Annotated in this window: 24 protein-coding genes and 2 pseudogenes; all 26 read right to left on the bottom strand. The window is 60.3% G+C overall.

Features of this window, described 5'->3' with window-relative positions:
- Nucleotides 1–50 precede the first annotated feature (50 nt).
- Nucleotides 51–440 carry a 30S ribosomal protein S11 gene (rpsK, locus tag JCM21793_RS15590; protein WP_007009537.1) on the bottom strand — a complete coding sequence of 130 codons (390 nt, stop codon included), beginning with the start codon at nucleotides 438–440 and terminating at the stop codon, nucleotides 51–53.
- A 91-nt stretch (nucleotides 441–531) separates the two neighbouring features.
- A pseudogene (rpsM, locus tag JCM21793_RS15585) lies at nucleotides 532–899 on the bottom strand (30S ribosomal protein S13).
- Nucleotides 900–1,098: 199 nt separating this feature from the next.
- A pseudogene (locus JCM21793_RS26355) lies at nucleotides 1,099–1,682 on the bottom strand (adenylate kinase).
- The gene (gene secY, locus JCM21793_RS15570; protein WP_025030951.1) at nucleotides 1,679–3,019 is read right to left on the bottom strand and encodes a preprotein translocase subunit SecY; all 1,341 of its coding nucleotides are present in this window, start codon (nucleotides 3,017–3,019) and stop codon (nucleotides 1,679–1,681) included. Before secY ends, JCM21793_RS26355 begins: the two are co-directional and overlap by 4 nt.
- A 133-nt stretch (nucleotides 3,020–3,152) precedes the next feature.
- Nucleotides 3,153–3,629, bottom strand: coding sequence for a 50S ribosomal protein L15 (rplO, locus tag JCM21793_RS15565; RefSeq protein WP_025030950.1), 477 nt, complete (start codon nucleotides 3,627–3,629; stop codon nucleotides 3,153–3,155).
- A 19-nt stretch (nucleotides 3,630–3,648) separates the two neighbouring features.
- Entirely contained in the window at nucleotides 3,649–3,849 is a 201-nt protein-coding gene (rpmD, locus tag JCM21793_RS15560; protein WP_007009532.1) for a 50S ribosomal protein L30, read from the bottom strand.
- A 67-nt stretch (nucleotides 3,850–3,916) separates the two neighbouring features.
- A complete protein-coding gene (gene rpsE / locus JCM21793_RS15555) occupies nucleotides 3,917–4,474 on the bottom strand; it encodes a 30S ribosomal protein S5 (protein WP_007009531.1) in 558 nt (185 codons plus the stop codon).
- A gap of 81 nt (nucleotides 4,475–4,555) precedes the next feature.
- The gene (gene rplR, locus JCM21793_RS15550; RefSeq protein ID WP_007009530.1) at nucleotides 4,556–4,915 is read right to left on the bottom strand and encodes a 50S ribosomal protein L18; all 360 of its coding nucleotides are present in this window, start codon (nucleotides 4,913–4,915) and stop codon (nucleotides 4,556–4,558) included.
- An 11-nt stretch (nucleotides 4,916–4,926) separates the two neighbouring features.
- On the bottom strand, nucleotides 4,927–5,460 hold the full coding sequence (rplF, locus tag JCM21793_RS15545) for a 50S ribosomal protein L6 (RefSeq protein WP_007009529.1): 534 nt from the start codon (nucleotides 5,458–5,460) through the stop codon (nucleotides 4,927–4,929).
- A gap of 38 nt (nucleotides 5,461–5,498) precedes the next feature.
- Nucleotides 5,499–5,897 carry a 30S ribosomal protein S8 gene (gene rpsH / locus JCM21793_RS15540; protein WP_025030949.1) on the bottom strand — a complete coding sequence of 133 codons (399 nt, stop codon included), beginning with the start codon at nucleotides 5,895–5,897 and terminating at the stop codon, nucleotides 5,499–5,501.
- Nucleotides 5,898–5,909: 12 nt separating this feature from the next.
- Nucleotides 5,910–6,215 (bottom strand): 30S ribosomal protein S14, encoded by a 306-nt coding sequence (gene rpsN / locus JCM21793_RS15535; protein WP_007009526.1) that lies wholly within the window; start codon nucleotides 6,213–6,215, stop codon nucleotides 5,910–5,912.
- A 27-nt stretch (nucleotides 6,216–6,242) separates the two neighbouring features.
- Nucleotides 6,243–6,800, bottom strand: coding sequence for a 50S ribosomal protein L5 (rplE, locus tag JCM21793_RS15530; protein WP_007009525.1), 558 nt, complete (start codon nucleotides 6,798–6,800; stop codon nucleotides 6,243–6,245).
- Nucleotides 6,793–7,107 (bottom strand): 50S ribosomal protein L24, encoded by a 315-nt coding sequence (gene rplX, locus JCM21793_RS15525; protein ID WP_007009524.1) that lies wholly within the window; start codon nucleotides 7,105–7,107, stop codon nucleotides 6,793–6,795. Before rplX ends, rplE begins: the two co-directional genes overlap by 8 nt.
- A 12-nt stretch (nucleotides 7,108–7,119) precedes the next feature.
- On the bottom strand, nucleotides 7,120–7,488 hold the full coding sequence (gene rplN, locus JCM21793_RS15520) for a 50S ribosomal protein L14 (protein WP_007009523.1): 369 nt from the start codon (nucleotides 7,486–7,488) through the stop codon (nucleotides 7,120–7,122).
- 65 nt (nucleotides 7,489–7,553) lie between these two features.
- Nucleotides 7,554–7,796 carry a 30S ribosomal protein S17 gene (rpsQ, locus tag JCM21793_RS15515; RefSeq protein ID WP_007009522.1) on the bottom strand — a complete coding sequence of 81 codons (243 nt, stop codon included), beginning with the start codon at nucleotides 7,794–7,796 and terminating at the stop codon, nucleotides 7,554–7,556.
- Nucleotides 7,797–7,807: 11 nt separating this feature from the next.
- Nucleotides 7,808–8,008, bottom strand: a complete 201-nt coding sequence (rpmC, locus tag JCM21793_RS15510; RefSeq protein ID WP_007009521.1) for a 50S ribosomal protein L29 — start codon at nucleotides 8,006–8,008, stop codon at nucleotides 7,808–7,810.
- Nucleotides 8,009–8,022: 14 nt separating this feature from the next.
- Nucleotides 8,023–8,436, bottom strand: coding sequence for a 50S ribosomal protein L16 (gene rplP / locus JCM21793_RS15505; protein WP_007009520.1), 414 nt, complete (start codon nucleotides 8,434–8,436; stop codon nucleotides 8,023–8,025).
- Between the two features lie 20 nt (nucleotides 8,437–8,456).
- The gene (gene rpsC, locus JCM21793_RS15500; protein WP_007009519.1) at nucleotides 8,457–9,164 is read right to left on the bottom strand and encodes a 30S ribosomal protein S3; all 708 of its coding nucleotides are present in this window, start codon (nucleotides 9,162–9,164) and stop codon (nucleotides 8,457–8,459) included.
- Nucleotides 9,164–9,553 (bottom strand): 50S ribosomal protein L22, encoded by a 390-nt coding sequence (gene rplV / locus JCM21793_RS15495; RefSeq protein ID WP_007009518.1) that lies wholly within the window; start codon nucleotides 9,551–9,553, stop codon nucleotides 9,164–9,166. Before rplV ends, rpsC begins: the two co-directional genes overlap by 1 nt.
- Before the next feature lie 2 nt (nucleotides 9,554–9,555).
- A complete protein-coding gene (rpsS, locus tag JCM21793_RS15490) occupies nucleotides 9,556–9,834 on the bottom strand; it encodes a 30S ribosomal protein S19 (protein ID WP_007009517.1) in 279 nt (92 codons plus the stop codon).
- Nucleotides 9,835–9,850: 16 nt separating this feature from the next.
- A complete protein-coding gene (gene rplB, locus JCM21793_RS15485) occupies nucleotides 9,851–10,687 on the bottom strand; it encodes a 50S ribosomal protein L2 (RefSeq protein ID WP_007009516.1) in 837 nt (278 codons plus the stop codon).
- Between the two features lie 21 nt (nucleotides 10,688–10,708).
- A complete protein-coding gene (locus tag JCM21793_RS15480) occupies nucleotides 10,709–11,002 on the bottom strand; it encodes a 50S ribosomal protein L23 (protein WP_007009515.1) in 294 nt (97 codons plus the stop codon).
- Nucleotides 10,999–11,619 carry a 50S ribosomal protein L4 gene (gene rplD, locus JCM21793_RS15475; protein ID WP_007009513.1) on the bottom strand — a complete coding sequence of 207 codons (621 nt, stop codon included), beginning with the start codon at nucleotides 11,617–11,619 and terminating at the stop codon, nucleotides 10,999–11,001. The genes JCM21793_RS15480 and rplD overlap by 4 nt, the downstream gene beginning before the upstream one ends.
- Entirely contained in the window at nucleotides 11,619–12,341 is a 723-nt protein-coding gene (rplC, locus tag JCM21793_RS15470) for a 50S ribosomal protein L3 (RefSeq protein ID WP_007009512.1), read from the bottom strand. Before rplC ends, rplD begins: the two co-directional genes overlap by 1 nt.
- Before the next feature lie 84 nt (nucleotides 12,342–12,425).
- Nucleotides 12,426–12,734, bottom strand: a complete 309-nt coding sequence (rpsJ, locus tag JCM21793_RS15465) for a 30S ribosomal protein S10 (protein WP_007009511.1) — start codon at nucleotides 12,732–12,734, stop codon at nucleotides 12,426–12,428.
- Between the two features lie 61 nt (nucleotides 12,735–12,795).
- A partial coding sequence (locus JCM21793_RS28820; protein WP_502685580.1) for an EF-Tu C-terminal domain-related protein occupies nucleotides 12,796–12,895 on the bottom strand: 100 nt, incomplete at its 5' end.

Here is a 12,895-nt window from a genome sequence, read left to right as displayed (position 1 = left end):
TGGAAACCGTAGAGGAGCGCCGTAGCGCTCATGCGGCGACAAAACTCTGGTTAGACGCGGCGCTTCTTGCGCGGGCGGCAGCCATTGTGCGGGATCGGCGTCACATCACGGATCGAGGTAATGGTGAAGCCGGCGGCCTGCAATGCGCGAAGCGCGGACTCACGACCCGAACCCGGACCGGAAACCTCAACCTCAAGCGTGCGCATGCCGTGCTCGGCAGCCTTGCGGGCGCAATCCTCGGCAGCAACCTGTGCGGCGAAAGGCGTGGACTTACGCGAGCCCTTGAAGCCCTGCGCGCCGGCAGACGACCAGGCAATCGCGTTGCCCTGTGCGTCAGTGATGGTGATCATCGTGTTGTTGAAGCTCGAATTGACGTGAGCAACACCCGACGAGATGTTCTTACGTTCGCGACGACGAACGCGTGCGGCTTCCTTGGCCATACTTTTCCTTTCAGTCGATCTCTACACCGCCGTAGCACCAGCGGCTCCACCTGAGAAAAGCCGCGCTTCCTGGAAGCGCGGCCAACCCAAATTACTTCTTCTTGCCGGCGATTGCTTGGCAGGGCCCTTGCGGGTGCGCGCATTGGTGTGCGTGCGCTGACCGCGAACCGGAAGCGAACGACGGTGACGCAGGCCACGGTAGCAGCCCAGGTCCATCAGACGCTTGATGTTCATCGAAACTTCGCGGCGAAGATCACCCTCAACGCGCAGATCGCGGTCGATCGTTTCGCGGATGGCGAGGATCTCGGCATCTGTGAGCTCGCTGACGCGGCGCTCCAGCGGAATGTTGACCTGCTTGACGATATCCCCGGCGGTCTTCGGACCAATGCCGTGAATATACTGGAGCGCGATCACGACGCGCTTGTTGGTCGGAATATTGACGCCTGCAATACGGGCCATCTTCTTCTCCATGTGAGCCGGTTTCCCGGCGCTTCGTTTGCCCGCGTCCGGTGGAGGCCGGCCCTTGCGGGAGATGATTGTTCCTACAAACAAGAAGGCCGAGCCTGACGGCCCGACCAACGACTCGTTCGATCAGGAGACCGAGTGGCATTAATCGATAAACGCCACACAGTCAAGCACCGCCGGAGAATGCACCGGCTCAAAGTGACGCGAGGACCTGCTCGATCTCAGCCGTCACCTCGTCGATGGACTTCATTCCATCGACGCGCCGCAGAAACCCCTTGGCATGGTAGTAGCCGATCAGCGCTGCGGTCTTCTTGTAATATTCGCGCAGCCGCTCGTCGAAGACTGCGGCATTATCATCCTTGCGCGGTGTCTGACCGGCAGCGATCGCATCCTGAGCGCGCTTTTCGATGCGCCCTACCAGAGCCGCGTCATCGACAACAAGCTCAATGGTCGCGTCAAGCTTGACCTCGCGCTCGGCCAGCATCGCCTCAACAGCATCAGCCTGCGCAAGAGTGCGCGGATATCCGTCGAGAATAAAACCGTTCGCACAGTCGGCTGATCGATACGTTCGGCAACAATCGCGTTAACGATTTCATCGGACACCAGCTCGCCGGCGTCCATGACAGCCTTCGCGCGCCTTCCTACTTCCGTCCCAGCCGCAACTGCGGCCCGCAACATATCACCAGTGGAGAGCTGCGGAACACCGTGCTTCTCGACCAGCCGCTGGGCCTGCGTGCCCTTGCCCGCCCCCGGCGGTCCAAGAAGTATAAGCCTCATCGTCCCCTCTTACCCCCACGCAATTTGGATTTCTTGATCAGCCCCTCATACTGATGGGCAATGAGGTGACCCTGCATCTGCGCAACCGTGTCGAGCGTGACGCTCACCACGATCAGCAGCGATGTGCCGCCGAGATAGAAGGGAACGCCGGTCGCCGAAATCAGGAACTCGGGCAGCAGACAGATCAGAACAAGATAGATTGCACCGATCACCGTGATGCGCGTCAGAACATAGTCAATGTACTCTGCCGTGCGCTCGCCAGGACGATAGCCCGGAATGAAGCCGGAATGCTTCTTCAACTGATCGGCCGTGTCCTTCGGGTTGAACACGATGGCCGTGTAGAAAAACGCGAAGAATGCAATGAGCGCAGCGTAAAGGAACATGAACAGCGGCTGGCCGTGGCCAAGCGAGGCCAGCATGGTAGACGCCCAGCCGGGCAGCTGCGTGGTATCGGAGAAGCCCGCCACAGTCGCTGGCAGGAGGAGCAGCGACGATGCGAAAATCGGCGGGATCACACCGGCGGTGTTGAGCTTGAGCGGCAGGTGCGAGGTATCGCCCTGGAACATGCGGTTGCCCACCTGACGCTTCGGATACTGGATCAGAAGACGGCGCTGGGCCCGCTCGAAGAACACGATCACGCCAATCACCGCAACCACCAGCACGATGATTGCCAGGATCAGTCCGGTGGACAGAGCGCCCGTGCGGCCAAGCTCCAGCGTGCCGCCAATGGCGGACGGAAGACCAGCCACGATACCCGAGAAAATGATGAGCGAAATGCCGTTGCCGATGCCGCGAGCGGTGATCTGCTCACCGAGCCACATCAGGAACATGGTGCCGCCGACAAGCGTGATGACGGCGGAAATGCGGAAGAACCAGCCCGGATCGGCAACGATATTCGCGCCGCCCTCCAGACCCACGGCAATGCCATAAGCCTGAACCGTCGCAAGAATGACCGTGCCGTAACGCGTGTACTGGTTGATGACCTTGCGGCCTTGCTCGCCTTCCTTCTTCAGCTGCTCGAGCGACGGCACGACCGACGTCATGAGCTGCATGATGATGGAGGCGGAAATATACGGCATAATGCCGAGCGCGAAGATGGCCATGCGCTCGACCGCGCCGCCGGCAAACATGTTGAACATGCCCAGGACGCCGCCAGACTGCTGCTGGAAGGCCTGCGCAAAGGCATCAGGGTTGATGCCCGGCATCGGGATATAGGTTCCGAGCCGGTAAACCAGCAACGCGCCGAGCGTGAACCAGATGCGTTTCTTGAGATCCTCGGCCTTCGCGAAGGCCGCGAAATTGAGGTTGGACGCAAGCTGTTCCGCTGCCGATGCCATGAAGAATTCTCCGCTTCGTCATGCCCCCGCAGATTATCGAATCGATACGGGCACACGTTGTCGAAAACCCGAAATAGGGTCTGACAGGCATAGATGCAAGCGGCGGACAATCGCCCGCCGCCTGTGGATCGGATTACTCGGCCTTGACCGCTGCTTCAAGCAGTTTGACCGTTCCGCCGGCCTTCTCGATCTTCTCGACGGCAGCCTTGGAGGCACCGGCAACTTCGAGCGTGACCTTTGTCTTCAGGTCCCCGTCGCTGAGTACGCGAACACCGTCCTTTGCGCGGCGCAGAACGCCTGCAGAAACCAGTGCAGCCACATCGATAACGGCCTTGCCGTCAAGCTTCTTCGCATCAATGGCAGCCTGGATACGTCCAAGCGAGACTTCATTGAAGTCATTGCCGAAGATGTTCTTGAAGCCGCGCTTGGGCAGACGGCGGTAGAGCGGCATCTGACCACCCTCGAAGCCGTTGATGGACACGCCCGAGCGTGACTTCTGACCCTTCACGCCGCGGCCGCCGGTCTTGCCGGTACCGGAGCCAATGCCACGACCAACACGCTTGCGCGACTTGGTGGCGCCTTCATTATCCCTGAGTTCATTCAGTTTCATAATATCGCTCCTGGGATCCTCAGGCCTCGTCCACGACGCGGACGAGATGCTGCACCGACGCGATCATGCCGCGCACGGACGGGGTGTCCTCAAGCGTGGAACGGCGGTGCATCTTGTTCAAACCAAGGCCGATCAGCGTCTGGCGCTGGCTGGCCGGGCGGCGGATCGGGCTGCCGATCTGTTCAACGGTGACCGTCTTGCCCTTCTTTTTCTCTGCCATGTTCATCAATCCTTGCAAACCTGGCGATCAAAGCCCGTCAGAGAGACGGGCCGATCTGCCGTGATCCTTATTCCTCGCCGCCTGCAGCAGCGCCGCGGCGCGCCTGGAGCGTGGAATATTTAATGCCGCGCTGTGCAGCAACGTCCTTGGGATGCAACTGATGCTTCAGGGCATCGAAAGTGGCACGAACCATGTTGTAGGGGTTCGAGGAGCCGAGCGACTTCGCCACCACGTCCTGAACGCCGAGCGTCTCGAAAACGGCGCGCATCGGGCCACCGGCGATGATGCCGGTACCGGGCTTTGCAGCACGCAGGAGAACACGGCCGGCGCCATGACGTCCCGAAACGTCGTGATGCAGCGTACGGCCGCCACGCAGCGGAACGAAAACCATGTCGCGCTTGGCGCTCTCGGTGGCCTTGCGGATGGCCTCCGGCACTTCGCGTGCCTTGCCGTGACCGAAGCCGACGCGACCCTTCTGATCGCCGACCACGACGAGTGCGGCGAAGCCGAAACGACGGCCGCCCTTCACCACCTTGGCGACGCGATTGATATGTACAAGCTTGTCGACGAATTCGCTGTCGCGCTCTTCGCGCTCGCGGCGATCGTCCCTACGTCCTTGTGCCATTGCCTTTTCCTTGTTCTTTTCCGGAAGCACGGGGTTGATAATGATGATCCGGGCGCTCCTTTCAGGGAACGCCCGAACGGTTTAGAACTTCAGGCCACCTTCGCGGGCTGCGTCGGCAAGTGCCTTGACGCGACCGTGGAAGAGGTAAGGACCACGGTCGAAGACCACTTCCTCTACGCCTGCCTTCTTGGCCCTCTCGGCAACCAGCTTGCCAACGGCTGCAGCAGCAGCGGAATCGGCACCGGTCTTGATCTGGCCCTTGAGATCCTTGTCGAGGGTCGACGCGGCCGCGAGCGTGTGGCCCTTGGCGTCGTCGATAACCTGGACATAGATGTTCTTGGAGGAACGGTAGACCGAAAGACGGGGCTGGCCATTGGAGACCGCCTTGATCTTCCGGCGAACACGTCCCGCACGCCGCTTGACGGAGACTTTCGAGACCATGGTTCGAGTTCCTACTTCTTCTTGCCTTCTTTGCGAACGATCGTCTCGTCCGCATATTTGACGCCCTTGCCCTTATACGGCTCGGGGCCACGCTTCTTGCGAATCTCGGCCGCAACCTGACCAACCACCTGCTTGTCGATGCCGGCGATCACGATTTCCGTCGGCTTCGGGCAGCTGATGCTGATTCCTTCCGGAGCCTCGTAAATCACTTCGTGGCTGTAGCCAAGCGAAAGCTGCAGGTTTTTACCCTGCATCGCGGCACGATAACCAACGCCGTTAATCTCAAGACGCTTCTCGAAACCATCCTTCACACCCTGAAGAATGTTGGCGATCTGCGTGCGCGACATACCCCACTTGGAGCGTGCGTCCTTGGACTGGTCGCGCGGGTCAACAGCGATAGCGTCATTCTCGAGCTTCACCAGAACCTCGTCGTTGACGACGAACTTCAGCTCACCCTTCGGCCCCTTGGCCGTCACGGTCTGGCCCTCGACCTGAGCGGTGACGCCCTGCGGAACCGGGACCGGCTTTTTGCCAATGCGAGACATTTGTCTGCCCTCGTTCTTTGCGTGCGCTGTCTGCCGGATCAGAAGATCTGGCAGAGCACCTCGCCACCCACATTCTGTTCGCGCGCCTCATGATCGGCCATCACGCCCTTGGGCGTCGAAAGGATGGCGATACCGAGACCGTTGGCGACCTGCGGGATGGATTTCACCGACACATATACGCGACGGCCCGGCTTCGAAACACGCGCGATCTCGCGGATGACGGAGCCACCTTCGGCATATTTGAGCTCGATTTCGATCTCGGACTTGCCGTTGTCATAGTCGATCTGGCTATAATCGCGGATATAGCCTTCGGACTTCAGAACATCGAGCACACGGGCGCGCAGACGCGAAGCCGGGGTAGACACCTTCGGCTTGTTGCGGCCGATGGCGTTGCGGATACGGGTCAGCATATCGCCGAGCGGATCATTCACGGACATCGTTCTTACCCCTTACCAGCTCGACTTGACCAGGCCCGGGATGAGCCCGTTATTGCCCAGTTCACGCAGCGCGACGCGCGACATCTTCAGCTTGCGGTAGTACGCACGCGGACGTCCGGTCACATCGCAACGATTGCGGATACGCGTCTTGGACGAGTTGCGCGGGAGAGCAGCAAGCTTGAGCTGCGCCTGGAAGCGCTCCTCGATGGGCTTCGACTGATCCTTGACGATCGCCTTGAGCTCTGCACGCTTGGCAGCATAGCGATCGACCATCTTGCGCCGACGCTTGTTCTTTTCGACTGCGCTGACTTTTGCCATTTAAAGTGTCCTTCTTCTCGCCTGCCGTTACTGCCGGAACGGGAAGTTGAAGGCCTTGAGCAGGGCCCGCGCTTCGTCGTCGGTCTTTGCAGTCGTACAAACGATGATGTCCATTCCCCAGATCTGATCGACCTGATCGTAGTTGATCTCGGGGAACACGATATGCTCCTTCAGGCCCATGGCGAAGTTGCCACGTCCGTCAAAGCTCTTCGGGTTCAGGCCGCGAAAGTCGCGGACGCGCGGAAGCGCGATCGTCACGAGGCGGTCCAGAAATTCATACATGCGGTCTTTGCGGAGCGTCACCTTGGCACCGAGCGGCATGCCCTCGCGCACCTTGAAGCCGGCGATCGACTTCGAAGCACGGGTGATGACCGGCTTCTGACCGGCGATCCTTGCGAGGTCCTCGGCAGCCGATGTCGGCTTCTTGGAATCGCCCGTCGCCTCACCAACACCCATGTTGATGACGATCTTGTCGATGCGCGGCACCTGCATCGCATTGTCATATTTGAAGGTATCGAGGAGCTCCTTGCGGATCACCTCGTCATACTTCTTCTTCCAGCGCGGCTGGTACTGAGCATTAGCCATCGATCAATTCTCCAGAGCGCTTCGCCACGCGCACCTTCTTGCCGTCTTCCTGGACCTTGAAGCCAACGCGGGTCGGCTTGCCGTCCTTCGGATCAGCCAGCGCCAGGTTCGACAGGTGGATTGGCGCTTCCTTCGTAATGATGCCGCCCTCTGCCTGGGCGGACTGCTTCTGATGGCGGCGAACCAGGTTGACTCCGCGCACGAGCGCCTTGTCTTCCTTCGGCATCACCTTCACCACTTCGCCGGTACGGCCCTTGTCCTTGCCGGCGAGAACGACGACATTGTCGCCTTTTTTAATCTTCTGCATATCCCCGGCCTCCTAGAGCACTTCCGGCGCGAGCGAAATGATTTTCATGTGGTTTTTGGCGCGGAGTTCGCGCGGAACCGGTCCGAAAATACGCGTGCCGACGGGCTCTTTCTTGTTGTCGACGAGAACGGCTGCGTTCTTGTCGAAACGGATGACGCTGCCGTCAGCGCGGCGAATGTCTTTCGCCGTGCGCACAACAACCGCCTTCATCACGTCGCCCTTCTTCACGCGGCCGCGCGGGATCGCCTCTTTCACGGAGACGACAATGATGTCGCCCACGGAGGCATACTTCCGCTTCGAACCGCCAAGCACCTTGATGCACATGACACGACGGGCGCCGGAATTGTCCGCCACATCGAGGTTTGTTTGCATCTGAATCATGACTGGCCGCCTTCTCGTTCAATGGAAAGCGGTTCAGATACTCCGCTTTCCGGCAATTTCAATACTTATTGTGCCTGGGCGTCTTTAAGGACGACCCAATTCTTGTCCTTCGAAATCGGCGCGGTTTCCTGGATCGTCACCAGATCACCGACCTTGCACGCGTTCTCTTCGTCGTGTGCCTTGTATTTCTTGGACATACGCACCGTCTTTTTCATCATCGGATGGGTAAAGCGACGCTCGACACGGACGACAACCGTCTTGTCGTTCTTGTCGCTCACCACGGTGCCCTGCAAAACGCGCTTTGGCATGTTCGCTGTCCTCAGGCCTTGCTACCGGCCGACTTCTCGGCCGCGATTGTCTTAATGCGCGCAATATCCCTACGGATTTCTTTCACGCGCGCGGTTTTCTCGAGCTGTCCCGTCGCTTTCTGGAAGCGAAGATTGAACTGCTCTTTCTTGAGTTTCGTCAGCTCGTCGGTGAGCTGGTCCGGCGTCATCGCCCTGACATCAACAGCCTTCATAGCGTCCGCCTTTCCTACTCTGCAATACGCTGCACGAAGCGCGTCTTGACCGGCAGCTTCGCAGCACCCAGACGCAGCGCTTCACGCGCAATGTCTGCACCGACACCGTCGATCTCGAACATGACGCGGCCGGGCTTAACACGGCAGGCCCAATAGTCAACGGAGCCCTTGCCCTTACCCATGCGGACTTCGGTCGGCTTTGAGGTGACCGGGAGGTCCGGGAAAATGCGGATCCACACACGACCCTGACGCTTCATATAACGGGTGATCGCGCGGCGGGCCGCTTCAATCTGGCGCGCGGTAACGCGCTCCGGCTCGAGCGCCTTCAAACCGAAGGACCCGAAGTTGAGTTCCGTGCCGCCCTTGGCAGCGCCGTGAATACGGCCCTTGAACTGCTTGCGGAACTTTGTGCGCTTTGGTTGCAGCATCGTTCTCTACTCCAAAATTCCTAAGCGTTCTCACGACGCCGGTTGCTGCTGCCGCCCTGGTCACCCTCGGTGGCGCGGCGCTCGGAAGCCATCGGGTCATGTTCGAGGATCTCGCCCTTGAACACCCAGACCTTGACGCCGCAAATACCGTAAGCGGTCTTTGCTTCGGCCGTGCCATAGTCGACATCGGCGCGCAGCGTGTGCAGCGGAACACGGCCTTCACGGTACCATTCCATACGGGCGATTTCCGCACCGCCAAGACGACCCGCGCAGTTGATGCGGATGCCCTCGGCACCAAGACGCATGGCCGACTGAACGGCACGCTTCATGGCGCGGCGGAACGCGACACGGCGCTCGAGCTGCTGGGCAATCGACTGCGCGATCAGCGCAGCGTCGATTTCCGGCTTGCGGACCTCGACGATGTTCAAATGCGTTTCCGCATTCGTCATCTGCGAGACCTTGCGACGCAGCTTCTCGATGTCCGCACCCTTTTTGCCGATGATCAGGCCGGGGCGTGCGGAGTGGATGGTGACGCGGCACTTCTTGTGCGGACGCTCGATCACAACCTTCGAGATGGCAGCCTGCTTCAGCTCCTTCTCGATGTAGTTGCGGATCTTGAAATCCTCGTGCAGCAGATCGCCGTATTCGCCGTCATTGGCGTACCAGCGGGAGTCCCACGTGCGGTTGATACCGAGACGGAACCCGATCGGATTGATTTTCTGACCCATCAGGCGGCCTCCACTTTCTCTTCCACTTCGCGCACGACGATCGTCAGGTGCGAGAACGGCTTCTCGATGCGGCTGGCGCGGCCACGGCCACGCGCATGGAACCGCTTCATCACGATCGACTTGCCGACATGGGCTTCGGCCACGACCAGCGCATCCACGTCCAGGTCGTGATTGTTCTCCGCATTCGCGATTGCCGATTCGAGCGTCTTCTTGACGGTCTCGGCGATCCGCTTGCGCGAGAACTCCAGGTCGGCGAGCGCGGTCGCCACCTTCTTGCCGCGGATCATCGCGGCAACGAGGTTCAGCTTCTGCGGGCTGACGCGGATCGTGCGCAATACGGCACGGGCCTCATTGTCAGCAAGCCTGCGCGGCGCTTTGGCCTTGCCCATCGTTATTTCCTCTTTGCCTTCTTGTCCGCCCCATGGCCGTAATAGGTGCGGGTCGGAGCAAACTCACCAAACTTGTGACCGACCATCTCCTCGGAGACGGAGACGGGAATGTGTTTCTGGCCGTTGTAAACACCGAAGGTCAAACCCACGAACTGGGGCAGGATGGTGGAGCGGCGGCTCCACATCTTGATAACCTCGTTACGGCCGCTCTCGCGCACCTTCTCGGCCTTCTTCAGGAGATAGCCGTCGACGAAGGGGCCTTTCCAGACTGAACGGGACACTTGCCGCTACCTTTCCTTAGCTCTTGCGCTTGTGGCGCGAGCGCATGATGAACTTGTCGGTCGACTTGTTCGACCGGGTCTTCATGCCCTTTGTGGGTTTGCCCCAGGGCGACACCGGGTGACGACCGCCGGAGGTACGGCCTTCACCACCACCATGGGGGTGATCGACCGGGTTCATGACGACGCCGCGGTTGTGCGGGCGCTTGCCCATCCAGCGCTTGCGGCCGGCCTTGCCCAGGCTCACATTGCCGTGGTCCGGGTTCGAAACGGCGCCAACCGTTGCAAAGCAGCGACCCGAAACGAGGCGCTGTTCGCCGGAGTTGAGACGCAGGATCGCCATGCCCTGATCACGGCCGACGAGCTGGACGTAAGCACCGGCAGACCGAGCGATCTGACCGCCCTTCTCGGGCTTCATCTCGACATTGTGCACAATCGTGCCAATCGGCATTGCCGAAAGCGGCATCGCATTGCCCGGCTTCACGTCGACCGGCTTGTCGCTGGCGATGACCTTGTCGCCGGCAGCCAGACGCTGCGGTGCCAGAATGTAGGACAGCTCGCCGTCCTCATAACGAACCAGCGCGATGAACGCGGTGCGGTTCGGGTCGTATTCGATGCGCTCGACCGTTGCAGACACGTCAAGCTTGCGACGCTTGAAGTCGATCAGACGGTAGGTGCGCTTATGACCACCGCCCTGAAAGCGAGCGGTGATACGACCCGTGTTGTTGCGGCCGCCCTTGCCCGTCAGACCCTGCGTCAGACCCTTCACGGGCTTGCCCTTGTGAAGGCCGGAGCGGTCAACGATGACCAGCTGGCGCTGGCCTGGGGTTACCGGTTTATACTTCTTAAGTGCCATTGTCTCTTCCTCGCCGCCCGATTAGAGGCCAGTCGCGATGTCGATGGAATGACCTTCAGCCAGCGTGACGATCGCTTTTTTCACGTCGCTCTGGCGGCCAATCGTTCCGCGAAAACGCTTCACCTTGCCCTTGCGAACAAGCGTGTTGACACCGGTAACCTTGACGCCAAAGAGCGCCTCGACTGCAGCCTTGATTTCCGGCTTCGTCGCCTTGCGGTCCACATTGAAGACCACCTGGTTGTTTTCCGACGCCATGGTCGATTTCTCGGTGATCGCCGGGCTGACGATCACGTCATAGTGGCGAAGCTCCGTCATTTGAAACGCTCCTCAAGGGCCTCGACGGCGGCCTTGGAAAGGACCAGCGTGCCGCGGCGCAGAATGTCGTAAACATTGATGCCCTGCACCGGCAGAACGTCGATGTTGGCGATGTTTTGAGCAGCACGCTTGAAGCCGGCATCGACTTCCGCGCCGCCGATCAGCAGAGCGTTGCTCAGGCCGAGCTTGGCAAAGCTGTCCACCAGGGACTTCGTCTTGCCATCAGCCAGCGCCAGATCATCAATGATGATCAGGCTGGAGTCTTTCGCCTTCGCCGACAGGGCGTGCTTCAGACCGAGCGCACGAACCTTCTTGGGAAGATCGTGGCTGTGGTCGCGAACGACCGGGCCATGAGCACGGCCACCGCCGCGGAACTGCGGCACGCGGGCAGACGAGTGGCGGGCGCGGCCCGTACCCTTCTGACGGTACATCTTCGCACCGGTACGCGAGATTTCGGAGCGTCCCTTGGTCTTGTGCGTGCCCTGCTGCTTCTTGGCAAGCTGCCAGCGCACGACGCGGTGCAGGATGTCTTCGCGGGGATCGAGTCCGAAAATCTCATCGGAGATCTTCAGCTTCCCGGCATCCTTGCCTGCGAGGGTCGTAACTTTAATGTCCATTATTCAGCCCCCTCGGTGGCGGCAGCTTCTTCAGCCTTTGCCGCGCCATTGCTACGGATAGCGGCCGGCATTGGCACGTTGTCTGGCAGCGGAGCCTTGACGGCATCACGAACCGTGATCCAGGCGCCCTTGGAACCGGGAACCGCGCCGCGAACCAGGATAAGGCCACGCTCGGTATCGGTAGAGACGATCTCCAGGTTCTGCGTGGTCACGCGGTGCGCGCCCATATGACCGGCCATCTTCTTGCCCTTGAACACCTTGCCGGGGTCCTGGCGCTGACCGGTCGAACCATGCGAGCGGTGCGAAACCGAGTTACCATGGGTTGCACGACCGCCACCGAAATTGTGGCGCTTCATGACACCCTGGAAGCCCTTACCAATCGAGGTGCCCGTCACGTCGACCTTCTGGCCGGGGACGAAATGCTCGACCGTGATCTCAGCGCCGACATCCAGAAGATTGTCGGGCGACACACGGAATTCGGCCACCTTGGCCTTTGGCTCGACGGAAGCGGTCGCGAAATGGCCGCGCAGCGCTTTCGACGTGTTCTTCACCTTGGCCAGTCCAACGCCAAGCTGAACAGCCGTGTAGCCGTTCTTTTCCTCGGTACGCTGCGCAACGACCTGACAGTTCTCCATGCGCAGAACCGTCACGGGCACATGCTCACCCGCTTCGTTGTAGACGCGTGTCATACCGATTTTTTGTGCGATAACACCTGAACGCATCGGTTCGATTTCCTTTCGGGGTTCCCAGCCCCTCGTCCGCTGTCACGGATAGAGGCTCGGGTTCCTGACTTTCTGTCTTGCGCCCTAGAGCTTGATCTCGACATCCACACCGGCAGCGAGGTCGAGCTTCATCAGCGCATCGACCGTCTGCGGCGTCGGATCGACAATGTCGAGCAGCCGCTTGTGGGTGCGCATCTCGAACTGTTCGCGGCTCTTCTTGTCGATGTGAGGAGACCGGTTCACAGTAAATTTCTCGATGCGCGTGGGCAGCGGCACCGGGCCGCGCACGTTCGCGCCCGTGCGTTTCGCCGTAGACACGATTTCCCGCGTCGAGGCATCAAGAACGCGATGATCAAACGCCTTGAGGCGGATACGGATATTCTGTCCGTTCATGTGTCACTTCCTTGTTCCGCTGCGACGCGGGTAACCGCGCCGCGCCGGAAGGTTGCCGTTCTTACTCAGTGATCGATGCGACGATGCCGGCACCGACGGTGCGGCCGCCTTCACGGATAGCGAAGCGCAGCTTCTCTTCCATGGCGATCGGCACGATCAGC

It is taken from the genome of Nitratireductor aquibiodomus NL21 = JCM 21793, from assembly GCF_000615975.1.
Classification (GTDB): Bacteria; Pseudomonadota; Alphaproteobacteria; order Rhizobiales; family Rhizobiaceae; genus Nitratireductor; species Nitratireductor aquibiodomus.
The sequence above is the reverse complement of the archived record's forward strand: the minus strand, read 5'-3'. Positions and strand labels throughout refer to the sequence as shown.

Bases quoted from the DNA above. Each gene is read 5' to 3' on its own strand.
- rpsJ (WP_007009511.1), bottom strand. From the start codon at position 12,734: ATGAACGGACAGAATATCCGTATCCGCCTCAAGGCGTTTGATCATCGC.
- rpsN (WP_007009526.1), bottom strand. From the start codon at position 6,215: ATGGCAAAAGTCAGCGCAGTCGAAAAGAACAAGCGTCGGCGCAAGATG.
- rplV (WP_007009518.1), bottom strand. From the start codon at position 9,553: ATGGGCAAGGCCAAAGCGCCGCGCAGGCTTGCTGACAATGAGGCCCGT.
- rpsE (WP_007009531.1), bottom strand. From the start codon at position 4,474: ATGGCACAAGGACGTAGGGACGATCGCCGCGAGCGCGAAGAGCGCGAC.
- rplX (WP_007009524.1), bottom strand. From the start codon at position 7,107: ATGCAGAAGATTAAAAAAGGCGACAATGTCGTCGTTCTCGCCGGCAAG.
- rplB (WP_007009516.1), bottom strand. From the start codon at position 10,687: ATGGCACTTAAGAAGTATAAACCGGTAACCCCAGGCCAGCGCCAGCTG.
- rpsC (WP_007009519.1), bottom strand. From the start codon at position 9,164: ATGGGTCAGAAAATCAATCCGATCGGGTTCCGTCTCGGTATCAACCGC.
- rpsH (WP_025030949.1), bottom strand. From the start codon at position 5,897: ATGTCCGTGAATGATCCGCTCGGCGATATGCTGACCCGTATCCGCAAC.
- rplR (WP_007009530.1), bottom strand. From the start codon at position 4,915: ATGGTCTCGAAAGTCTCCGTCAAGCGGCGTGCGGGACGTGTTCGCCGG.
- secY (WP_025030951.1), bottom strand. From the start codon at position 3,019: ATGGCATCGGCAGCGGAACAGCTTGCGTCCAACCTCAATTTCGCGGCC.
- rpmC (WP_007009521.1), bottom strand. From the start codon at position 8,008: ATGAAGGCTGTTGATGTCAGGGCGATGACGCCGGACCAGCTCACCGAC.
- rplC (WP_007009512.1), bottom strand. From the start codon at position 12,341: ATGCGTTCAGGTGTTATCGCACAAAAAATCGGTATGACACGCGTCTAC.
- rpsQ (WP_007009522.1), bottom strand. From the start codon at position 7,796: ATGCCAAAGCGCGTTTTGCAGGGCACCGTGGTGAGCGACAAGAACGAC.
- rplP (WP_007009520.1), bottom strand. From the start codon at position 8,436: ATGCTGCAACCAAAGCGCACAAAGTTCCGCAAGCAGTTCAAGGGCCGT.
- rplO (WP_025030950.1), bottom strand. From the start codon at position 3,629: ATGAAACTGAATGAACTCAGGGATAATGAAGGCGCCACCAAGTCGCGC.
- rplN (WP_007009523.1), bottom strand. From the start codon at position 7,488: ATGATTCAGATGCAAACAAACCTCGATGTGGCGGACAATTCCGGCGCC.
- rpmD (WP_007009532.1), bottom strand. From the start codon at position 3,849: ATGGCAGAGAAAAAGAAGGGCAAGACGGTCACCGTTGAACAGATCGGC.
- rplD (WP_007009513.1), bottom strand. From the start codon at position 11,619: ATGGACATTAAAGTTACGACCCTCGCAGGCAAGGATGCCGGGAAGCTG.
- rplF (WP_007009529.1), bottom strand. From the start codon at position 5,460: ATGTCTCGCATTGGCAAAAAGCCGGTCCCGGTTCCGCAGGGCGTCACC.
- JCM21793_RS15480 (WP_007009515.1), bottom strand. From the start codon at position 11,002: ATGACGGAGCTTCGCCACTATGACGTGATCGTCAGCCCGGCGATCACC.
- rplE (WP_007009525.1), bottom strand. From the start codon at position 6,800: ATGGCTAATGCTCAGTACCAGCCGCGCTGGAAGAAGAAGTATGACGAG.
- rpsK (WP_007009537.1), bottom strand. From the start codon at position 440: ATGGCCAAGGAAGCCGCACGCGTTCGTCGTCGCGAACGTAAGAACATC.